The 9,811-nt window shown below is 65.0% G+C and carries 11 protein-coding genes; 9 read left to right on the top strand and 2 right to left on the bottom strand.

Annotated elements, in window-relative coordinates; translation table 11 throughout:
* Window positions 1–173: 173 nt before the first annotated feature.
* From DY467_RS19985 to DY467_RS19995, 3 genes are all read left to right on the top strand, one after another.
* Window positions 174–353, top strand: a complete 180-nt coding sequence (locus DY467_RS19985) for a hypothetical protein (RefSeq protein ID WP_107342404.1) — start codon at window positions 174–176, stop codon at window positions 351–353.
* Between the two features lie 447 nt (window positions 354–800).
* Complete coding sequence (locus DY467_RS19990; protein WP_164638491.1) at window positions 801–1,562, top strand: cytochrome c oxidase assembly protein; 762 nt, start codon at window positions 801–803, stop codon at window positions 1,560–1,562.
* Window positions 1,559–2,053 (top strand): CopD family protein, encoded by a 495-nt coding sequence (locus DY467_RS19995; protein ID WP_164638493.1) that lies wholly within the window; start codon window positions 1,559–1,561, stop codon window positions 2,051–2,053. Before DY467_RS19990 ends, DY467_RS19995 begins: the two co-directional genes overlap by 4 nt.
* Here the strand turns inward: DY467_RS19995 and DY467_RS20000 are convergent.
* Window positions 2,017–2,499 (bottom strand): DUF2231 domain-containing protein, encoded by a 483-nt coding sequence (locus tag DY467_RS20000; RefSeq protein ID WP_164638495.1) that lies wholly within the window; start codon window positions 2,497–2,499, stop codon window positions 2,017–2,019. The genes DY467_RS19995 and DY467_RS20000 overlap by 37 nt on opposite strands.
* A gap of 21 nt (window positions 2,500–2,520) precedes the next feature.
* Between DY467_RS20000 and coxB the strand changes: the two genes are divergently transcribed.
* Genes coxB through DY467_RS20015 form a run of 3 tightly spaced genes read left to right on the top strand, consistent with a single transcriptional unit; the run spans window position 2,521 to window position 6,085 of the window.
* Window positions 2,521–3,216: a cytochrome c oxidase subunit II gene (gene coxB / locus DY467_RS20005; RefSeq protein WP_164638497.1), complete on the top strand. Its 696-nt coding sequence runs from the start codon at window positions 2,521–2,523 to the stop codon at window positions 3,214–3,216.
* Window positions 3,213–5,747, top strand: a complete 2,535-nt coding sequence (gene ctaD / locus DY467_RS20010; protein WP_164638499.1) for a cytochrome c oxidase subunit I — start codon at window positions 3,213–3,215, stop codon at window positions 5,745–5,747. Before coxB ends, ctaD begins: the two co-directional genes overlap by 4 nt.
* A complete protein-coding gene (locus DY467_RS20015) occupies window positions 5,744–6,085 on the top strand; it encodes a hypothetical protein (protein WP_164638501.1) in 342 nt (113 codons plus the stop codon). Before ctaD ends, DY467_RS20015 begins: the two co-directional genes overlap by 4 nt.
* A 39-nt stretch (window positions 6,086–6,124) precedes the next feature.
* Here DY467_RS20015 and DY467_RS20020 read toward each other — a convergent pair whose 3' ends face one another.
* Window positions 6,125–7,267, bottom strand: coding sequence for an HD domain-containing phosphohydrolase (locus DY467_RS20020; protein ID WP_164638503.1), 1,143 nt, complete (start codon window positions 7,265–7,267; stop codon window positions 6,125–6,127).
* A 286-nt stretch (window positions 7,268–7,553) separates the two neighbouring features.
* Here DY467_RS20020 and DY467_RS20025 point away from each other — a divergent pair, with 286 nt between their 5' ends.
* The 3 genes from DY467_RS20025 to DY467_RS20035 all read left to right on the top strand — a co-directional run.
* The gene (locus tag DY467_RS20025; protein ID WP_164638505.1) at window positions 7,554–7,877 is read left to right on the top strand and encodes an STAS domain-containing protein; all 324 of its coding nucleotides are present in this window, start codon (window positions 7,554–7,556) and stop codon (window positions 7,875–7,877) included.
* Window positions 7,877–8,242 (top strand): response regulator, encoded by a 366-nt coding sequence (locus DY467_RS20030; protein ID WP_011155711.1) that lies wholly within the window; start codon window positions 7,877–7,879, stop codon window positions 8,240–8,242. Before DY467_RS20025 ends, DY467_RS20030 begins: the two co-directional genes overlap by 1 nt.
* On the top strand, window positions 8,239–9,811 hold a 1,573-nt coding region (locus tag DY467_RS20035; protein ID WP_164638507.1), incomplete at its 3' end, for a chemotaxis protein CheA. The genes DY467_RS20030 and DY467_RS20035, both read left to right, overlap by 4 nt.

Consider the following 9,811-nt stretch of genomic DNA (forward strand, 5'->3'; position numbering starts at 1 on the left):
GGCGGCTCCGGGCCAGCAGCCGAATAGCCATGTCCGTCGCGCAGCCCCCGGATTCAGACGCGAGCCTGGTCTCACGCCCCTGTCTTTATGGTTAACGAGTCGTTAACCTTTTCCGCGCCAGGAAGGAGATCGGGCTGGATGCGTAACACCGGCTCTTTTCGGAGAGTGTGTGAATGAACCAATTCAAGCTTGGTGACGAAGTCTGCAAGGATAACGGACGGCGCGGCGTCGTGCGCGCGATCTTTGTGAATCGGGATGCCGCCCGGATGTGTGCGGTCGAGATCAACGGTGCGCTGGATTTCGTCGAGGAATCCAAATTGTTGCCGCAGCTGCGGGCCGACCTCGCGGCCTGACGCTCCCACTTGGTCCGCCTCGTTGATGCGTCAGCGAGGCGGCTGTTCTGAGCTCCCCCAAGATCGACGTCTGCGAATTGCGAGCTCGCCCAGCGTGAGCGAGTGATCGTCGGATCACGCGACGAACGCGCTCGGCCAGTTCTGCTGCCCTTGTGAGTTCATTGGCGGCCCAAACTGCTTCGCTCGACCCCTGGCGCTTGCGCATTCACGCGCGATGAGCGCCACTTTCCCTTTATCGGAGCAAGGCCGTCACGTTCCCGGCTGTGCCGGGCGTCGTGACGGTAGGCCCGGCGCGTGGCGATTTGCCGCCGGCTTCCGTTAGCATCCCTGCTCGCACCTGCACGTTGCCTCCCGCGAATCCGCCGAGCGGCGCATGCCATCGATCGCGTTGGCCGATTCTGTCGGCGCCGCTCGCAAGACAGTGCTCGCGATCCTGGGGAAGACGCGATGATCGAGCCGTATTGCGGATTGGCGCCGCTGCCTGCGGAGCTGATCGCCCGATGGAATCTTGATCCGGCGCTGATCGCTGCCCTGGTGGTCGGAAGCTCGGCTCATCTCGGGATGGTGACTCGATCGTCGCAGGCTACGGGTCGTAAGGCGTGCGTGGCGCCCCTGCTTGGATGGGCGCTCCTGGCTGTGCTCTTTGTCTCGCCACTATGCGCGCTGACTTCGGCGCTGTTCTCGGCGCGCGTCACTCATCACGTTGTCCTGGTCGCCGTGGCGGCCCCGCTGCTGGCGCTGCCGTGGAGGCGGAGCAAGCTGGCGCACCTGCTGGCGCGGCGGGCGGCTGCTGTCTTCATCCTCCATACGGTGTTGCTGTGGCTATGGCATGCACCGGCGCCCTACGCGGCCGCGTTAGCTGACCCGGTAGTGTTCTGGGTGATGGAGCTGAGCCTGCTCGGCAGCGCCATGGCGCTGTGGCTGGTGATTCTGTCGCCGGTCGCGCCGATCGGACGAACACTCGGGCTGCTGTTAGGATCGGTCGTGCAGATGGGGATGCTGGGCGCGGTCATCACGTTCGCGCGGACGCCGCTATACGACGCGCATCTCGGCGTCACCACGGCGTGGGGGCTGTCGGCGCTGCAGGATCAGCAGCTCGCCGGTCTGATCATGTGGGTGCCGGCGTCGCTGCCCTATCTTGCGGTCGCGCTGGTTCTGCTGGCGCGTCGGCTCGACCGCCCGATGATCGCCCATGAACCGGCCCGATGATCGCGTGGCTGAAAGTCGTTCATGTCCTGGCGCTGATGGTGTGGTGCGCCGGGCTGCTGGCGCTCCCCGGTCTGTTCGTGCACCGCAGTCGGCTTTCCGACATCGCGGCGGCCGAACTGCATCGGCTGACCCGAACGCTGTTCATCAAGATCACATCGCCGGCGGCGTTCGTCGCCGTGGTGGCGGGCACTTGGCTCCTGTTCCTCCGCGAGGCGTTCACCGCCTGGATGATGCTGAAGCTGGTCGTGGTCGGGCTGCTGGTGGTGATCCACATTCGCAGCGGCTACCTGATCCTCAATCTATTCGGCGCACATGGGCACTACGCGGTCTGGCGGCGCTGGATCATGACGACCGCGACGCTGGCTACGATCACCGGCATCCTGACGCTGGTCCTTGCCAAGCCCGAGTTGTCGCCGAACGGCCTGCCAACCTGGCTGACGCAGCCCGGCGGACTTCAGTCGTTGGTCGAGACCATCAGGCCGACGCCGTGATCGAAAACCAATTTGCCGCCGTGCCATCCAGCGAGGCCGACGAAGACGGTGCCGAGCGCCGAGATCATCAACCCGACCGGCAGCACCGGGTCCTCGTTCATCAACCGCCATCCCCAATTCGCCCCGGCGATCGACACCAGCGTGACGCCTGCGACTGCATGGGTCCAGCTCGTGGTTCGCTGGCGGATGCCCTTGACCAGCAACAGCTCGGCGGTGCCGGCGATGCTGGCCGCGACGCCGAGCCAGAAAGCGAAGCCGCTCGCCCACAGTCCGGCTCGGGCCCAGAACGGATCGGCGCTCCACCAATAGAAGACGTCGCAGCCCAAGGTGGAGATCACCAGCGCGATCGGAAATGCCACCAGCATCGCGTGGACCGGATGGCCGGCGAACGCCACCACCGAACTGGTGTCGTATTCGCTGATCTCCTCGACGACGGATTTGGGCATCGCTCACCTCTTCGTTCGGTAATGCAGCGAGGACCCGCCGGTTGCATCGTTGCCGCCGCCACGATGCCGCTGGCCGGATGCGGCGGTCCGCTGTCGACGCTGGACCCCGCCGGTCCATCGGCGGCGGCGATCGCGCAGTTGTGGTGGCTGATGCTCGCCGGCGCGGTGGTGCTGTTCGGCTTGGTGATCGTGCTGCTGCTGTGGGCGTTCGTTCGGCGCAGCGCTGCGCCGGACAGGCCGAAGCTGTGGCTCGCGGGTGGCGGCTTGGTGCTGCCGGTCATGGTGTTGATGCCGTTGCTCGGCTTCGGATTGCTGACCGGCGAACGGCTGCTGGCGCATCCGCGTGCCGCCGAGGTGACGCGGATCGAGGTCGAGGCGCGGCAGTGGCAGTGGACCTTCCGCTATCCGGCGACAGCCGGAGGAGCGCGCGTGTCCGTCAACGAACTGCATCTGCCGGTCGGGCGTCCGGTCGATCTGCACGTCACCAGCCCGGACGTGATCCACGGCTTCTGGATCCCGCGGCTCGGCGGCAAGATCGACGCGATCCCCGGCCACATCAATGTCATCCGGCTCAGCGCCGATCAGCCCGGCAGCTATCGCGGTGTCTGCGCCGAGTTCTGTGGCGGCGGCCACACCGCGATGGATTTCCGCGTCACGGCGCATGCCGACGACAGTTACGAAGGCCGCCTGGCCGAACTGCCGCGGGATCGCCGATGACGGACGGCATCGATCATCGGCCCCGGCCTCCGATCGCTGCGATCCGGCTGCACAAGCAGCTCGAAGCGTTGTGGGGCACGCCACCCGGTTGGGCTCGCCTGTCGGCAGTGAACCACAACATCGTCGGCCGGCGCTTCATCATGACGGCCTTCGTGTTCTTCGGCATCGGCGGCGTGCTGGCGATGCTGATCCGGGCGCAGCTGGCGACGCCGCGCAGCGCGTTTCTCGGCCCGGACGTCTACAACCAGATCTTCACCATGCACGGCACGGTGATGATGTTTCTATTCGCGATCCCGATGTTCGAAGGGTTTGCGATCTACCTGCTGCCGAAGCTGCTCGGCGCCCGCGACATGGCGTTCCCCCGGCTCGGCGCCTACGGCTATTGGTGCTACCTGTTTGGCGGCTCGATCCTGGTGATCGCACTCGCGATCGGACTGGCGCCGGATGGCGGCTGGTTCATGTACACGCCGCTGACATCGAAGACCTATAGCCCGGGCATCAACGCCGACATCTGGCTGATCGGTGTCACCTTCGTGGAGATCTCGGCAATCTCGGCGGCGATCGAGATCATCGCCACGATACTGAAGCTGCGCGCGCCCGGCATGTCGATCGACAAGATGCCGCTGCTTGCCTGGTATCTGCTGGTCACCGCCTTCATGATGCTGGTCGGGTTTCCGCCGCTGATCCTTGGCTCCGTGCTGCTGGAGCTGGAGCGCGCATTCGGTCTGCCGTTTTTCGATCCGACCCGCGGCGGCGATGCGCTGCTCTGGCAGCACCTGTTCTGGCTGTTCGGCCATCCCGAGGTCTACATCATCTTTCTGCCGGCCGCCGGCATGGTGTCGACCATGCTGCCGACCTTTGCCCGACGGGAAATCATCGGCTACGGCTGGATCGTGGTCAGCGTGGTGGCGCTGGCGTTCCTCAGCTTCGGGCTGTGGGTCCACCACATGTTCACGGTCGGGATTCCGCATCTCGCGCTGGCGTTCTTCTCCTCGGCCAGCACCGCGGTGGCGGTGCCGACCGCGGTGCAGATCTTCGCCTGGCTCGGCACGCTGGCAGCCGGGCGGCCGCAGCTCAAACTGCCGATGCTGTATCTGCTCGGCTTCTTTTCGGTATTCGTGATCGGCGGCCTCACCGGCGTGATGCTGGCGATCGTGCCGTTCAACTGGCAGGCGCACGACACCCATTTCGTGGTCGCGCATCTGCACTACGTGCTGGTCGGCGGCTTCGTGTTTCCGATCCTGGCGGCGACCTATTATTGGCTGCCGCACCTCACCGGGCGAGTGCCGCGCCATAGCCTCGGCACGCCTGCGTTCTGGCTGATCCTGATCGGTTTCAACCTGACCTTTCTGGTGATGCACTGGACTGGCCTGCTCGGCATGCCACGCCGGATCACCAGCTATGGTGCGGAGACCGGATGGGAGTGGCCGAACCTGCTGTCGTCGATCGGCGGCTTCATCATGGCGATCGGCTTTGCGCTGTTCACGGTCGACGTGCTGATGCATTGGCGGCATGGCAAACGCTGCAATCGTAACCCGTGGGGCGCCGGCACACTGGAATGGGCGACCGCGACTCCGCCGCCAAGCTACAATTTTGCGTCTCTTCCGCTGGTGGCGTCGCGCCTTCCGCTTGCTGAGCAGCCTGATCTTGGCGCCAGGTTGGCGGCTGGTGCTGGTTATCTCGGCTTCGTGCGTGACCAGGCGCTGGAGACGCTCGGGGTCGACGCGATCTCGGGTCGCATCGAGCAGATTGTCCGCCTGCCGAACCGCAGCTTTCTCCCGTTCGTCAGCGCGGTCGCGACCGGTGTCTTCTTCCTGGCAGTTCTGTTCAAACTCTATCTGGTGGCGGTCGGTGCGCTGGTTGGAGTGATTGCGACGCTGCTGCTTTGGGCGCCCTCGTCCGGTGGGCGTTGCGACCGCGGGCCGCTGCCGGTCGGCAATGGCGAGACTGCGGTGCTGCATAGCGAAGCGGCCTCGCCACCCGCGCTGTGGGCGCTTTGGTTGGCGCTCGCCGCGGACGCCACGGCTTTTGCGTCCCTCGGGTTCGGGTTGCTGTTCTTGTGGGTGGTCGCCCCCAACTGGCCGCCGCCGGAGCTATTGCCCTGGTCACAATGGGGTACGGCGCTGGTCATCGCCGGGCTCGCGGTCGCACTGGTCGCCAGCTATTTGGCGACGACGCGGCGGATCCTTGCGCGCGCCAACCGACGCGAGGCCGCGCTTGTGTTCGCCGGCCTCGGGCAGATCGGCGGATTGGTCGGCTGTGCTGTCATTATATCCGCCGCGCCGGATCCGACGCGGCACGCCTATGCGGCCGTCACCCTGGTGATGCTGCTGTATGCCGGCCTGCACGCGGCGGTCGGGCTGGTGTTTTCAGGCTTCGGTCTGTGGCGGAGCCGTGCCGGTTTCATATCGCCGGCTCGCAGCCTCGATCTCAGGCTCGGTGCGATCTGGGCTGGCTTCACCGCCGCCATTGCCGTCACGGTGGTGCTGACGGTGTTCGGCTTGCCGCTGCTGATGCGGACAAGTTCATGAAGCCGCGGCTTGCGCTGCTGCTGATCCCCGCCGGCTTCGTGATCTGGGCGTCGGCCTTCACGCTGCTGTATGCGGCGCTGGCGCTTGGCTGTGCGTTCGGCTGGCAAAGCGATGCGATCGGCGGCGTCACGCCGTTGCGGCTGACGCTGCTCGCGATCTGGCTCGTCCATCTGGCGGCACTGGCCGGGCTGCTGATCTATTGCGTGCGACTGCGATCGGACGCGAACGCTCGGACGTCCAGATTCTTGCGGCAGGCCGCGATCGGATCGGCCGCGGCGGCCATCGGCGCAACGGTCTGGACTGGGGTCGTGATTCTTGTGGCGACGCCCTGCCTATAAAAAGAGAGATGTGTCCGACGTCACGGCGCCGGACAACAGTCAGGTTGCTACGGTGTAGGTCACTTCCGGCGTCGGCAATGTGATGGTCGGCTCCTGCGCGTCGGGGGTGAGTGACGGCTGCAGCGAAGCGCCGTCTCTTGGATGGAGCTTCAGCCGCTTAGTTGCGATTGCCACCACCTCGTCCCAGCGCGTCAGGAAGACGTCGACGCAGGCCGGGTCGAAGTGCTGGCCGCGGCCGTTTTCGAGGTGCTGCCGCGCCACCGGCAGCGGCATCGCCTCTTTATATGGGCGGGCGGTTGCCAGCGCGTCGAACACGTCGGCGACCGCGACGATCCTGGCCGCGATCGGAATTTCGTCGCCCTTCAGTTTGTTCGGGTAGCCTTTGCCGTCCCAGCGCTCGTGATGACCGACCGCGATGTCGGCGGCGAGCTGAATCAGTTCGCACCGGCTGCCGGCCAGGATCGATGCGCCGATCGTGGTGTGGGTCTGCATCACGGCGATCTCGTCCGGCGTCAGCTTGCCCGGCTTCAGCAGAATATGGTCGGGGGTGGCGACCTTGCCGACATCGTGCAGCGGCGCGGCCAGATAGATGTCGCGGCATAGCCGTTCCGGTAGTCCCAATCCTTCCGCGATCATCCGGCTGTACTTTGCAACCCTGAGGGTGTGATCACCGGTGTCGTTGTCGCGATACTCGACCGACAGCGCCAGCCGAAGAATGATCTCTTCCTCGCGCTCCTGCAGTGCGTGCGTGGCGCGCGCCACCTCGCTCGCCAGCAGCGCAGCGCGGTCGTTCAGCTTTCGAACCGCAGAGCCCAGCCGGATCATGTTGCGCAGCCGGACCTGGGTCTCGAGGCTCTTCGGCCGCTTCGGCAGGAAGTCGGTCGCACCGGCGTCCAGCGCCTGCAGCCGCACCTCGTCGCTCTCGATCGAGGTGATCATCACGATCGGAATGTCGGAGAATTTGGGGAGTGAGCGCAGCCGCCGGATCAGGCTGATGCCGTCCATATTCGGCATCTCATAGTCGGCGAAGACGATGTCGATGTCGAGATTCCGGGCGGATGCCAGGGCCAGCACCGGATCGGTGAAGCCGATCACCTGAACCTGGCCGTCGGATTCGATCGTCCGCTTCAAGTAGTCCAACGCGGACCGACTGTCGTCAACAACCAGCGCTTGAATGAGCATATTGTGCAACCCACAGTACGTGCGTCGAAATTCAACCTAACAGTTATCCGTTAAATCCGAACTAAGCGTCCGTAACCTGCGTATCTTTTGATCTAATACTAAAATCGGGAATTGCCTCGTAGTTCACCGTGTCTCCAGGCCGAAGCTATGCGTCGGTCGCCATGAGGTTTGCACGAATGCAGTTTAGCGGTGCGTAGTACACTATCTTAATAATTAGACGTCACGCTTTCCTGTATCGACAAAGTAATCGCAGAGACGATGAGTCGTCTCGCGGCTGGGGATAGCAATGACGTTCAATCCCACCGAAGCGGGAGCCGCGCTTCGGCTTCCTTCCGACTGTAGTATCTCTTCCATCCGAAGTATCCACGAGACGATCCAGGAAGCGCTCGGCCGCCAAGGTCCGCTCGAGATCGACTGTTCAAAAGTGAACAGGGCCGATCTCACCTCGATCCAGCTTCTGCTGTCGACCGCCAAGACCGGAGAGGCCCAGGGCCGCCCGGTGGTGCTGACAGAGCTCTCCGAGGTCCTCCTCAACACAATTCAGCGTGCCGGCTTCGCCGGCGACGAAATAATCGACAAGCATTTCCCGCAAAAGAAAGGTGGCTCGTAATGGCCACGATCCTGACCGTCGACGATTCCCCCAGCATCCGCCAGATGATCAAGGTGACGCTCGAGCCGGCCGGCCACAGCGTCGTCGAAGCCGGCGACGGCGCCCAGGGCCTGTCGAAGGCGCAGGCCACCAAGGTCGACCTCGTCATCACCGACCTCAACATGCCGGTGATGAATGGCCTCGAACTGATCAAGGCGCTTCGCAAGCAGCCCAACCTGGTCGGCCTGCCGATCGTGTTCCTCACCACCGAGTCAAATGACGCGGTCAAGCAGGAGGCCAAGAGCTGCGGCGCCACCGGCTGGATCACCAAGCCGTTCAAGCCGGAGCAACTGCTCTCCGTGGTGAGCAAGCTGGTGCGGTCATGACCACGATCGATCCGGCAGCCGTCTTCCGCCAAGAGGCGGCCGAGCTGTTCGAGGTGCTGGAAGCGGCGCTGCTCGATCTCGGCCAGAATCCCGACGACCGCGAACTGGTCGACTCCGCGTTTCGCGCCCTGCACACCATCAAGGGCTCGGGCGCGATGTTCGGGTTCGACAAGGTCGCCACCTTCACCCACGAATTCGAGACCGCGTTCGAGCGCGTCCGTAAGGGCGAGATCAAGCCGACCCAGGATCTGGTCTCGGTCGCGCTAGCCGCCAAGGATTTCATCCGCGCGCTGATCGAAACGCCGGACGAGACCGATGCGATCATCGGCGACGCGATCCTCGCCGATCTCAGCCGGTTCGTTTCGCCCGCCGAAGCCGTCGAAGCCGCGGCGTCGTCGCCCGTTTCGTCGCCGGCCCCGACCCCGGTGTCGGAGCGCCGCCAGGTCGGCTGGCATCTTCGCTTCGAATTCGACTCTCAGATCCTGCGTAACGGGTCCAACCCGCTCGATCTGCTCGACGACCTCAGCAAGCTCGGCTCTTGCTTCGCGATGCCGCTGACCGACGGCATTCCGTTCCTCGACGAGCTGGTGCCCGAGGATTGCTATCTGAAGTGGGACGTCTCGCTGCATTCGGATTGCGACAAGGCCGCGATCGACGACGTCTTCATGTTCGTCCAGGACGAGATGCAGCTGTCGCTGGAGCCGTTGTTCGAAGGCGAAGCGCCGCAGCCGGTGCCGATGCTCGAGCTGCCGGACGTGTCCATTCTGCCGCCAGAGCCGCCGCAAAGTGCGGAGGAAGTGAAGCCCGCGCCGCAGGCTGCATCCGCCGCCCCAGCCGCGCCGGCTGTGGAGCGCCGCAGCGGCGAACCCCGCCGCGCCGACGACCGCGGCATCGCCACCGTCCGGGTCCAGGCCGAACGGCTCGACGAGCTGATGGATCGGGTCGGCGAGCTGGTGATCGCGCAAGCGCGCCTGACCCAACTCGCAGCTTCCGGCAACGATATCTCGATCAAGCTGATCGCCGAAGAGATCGAACGCCTCGCCTCCAGCCTGCGCGACACCACGATGGGTGCCCGCATGGTGCCGATCGGCTCGCTGTTCGGCCGCTTCCGCCGCCTCGTGCACGATCTGTCGCGCGACCTCGGCAAGCCGGTGGAGTTCATCACCTCGGGCGAGGACACCGAACTCGACAAGACGATGATCGAGTGCCTGGCTGATCCGCTCGTCCATCTGATCCGCAACGCGATCGACCACGGCATCGAAGCGCCGGCCGCGCGGGTCGCCGCCGGAAAGCCGGAGCAGGGCCGGATCGAACTCGCCGCCGTGCATGCCGGCGCGCAGGTCCTCGTGACCGTGAAGGACAATGGCGGTGGTCTGAATACGGCTCGGATCCGCGCCAAGGCTGAGGAGCAGGGACTGATCGCGCCGGGCGCTACCGCCTCCGACCAGGAAATCCATCAGTTCCTGTTCCACCCCGGCTTCTCGACCGCACAGACCATCTCGGCTCTGTCGGGGCGCGGCGTCGGCATGGATGTGGTCAAGCGCACCATCGAAAACATGCGCAGCTCGA

Origin of the sequence: Rhodopseudomonas sp. BR0G17 (assembly GCF_010907025.1) — a bacterium.
In the GTDB taxonomy this organism is placed as follows: domain Bacteria; phylum Pseudomonadota; class Alphaproteobacteria; order Rhizobiales; family Xanthobacteraceae; genus Rhodopseudomonas; species Rhodopseudomonas palustris_H.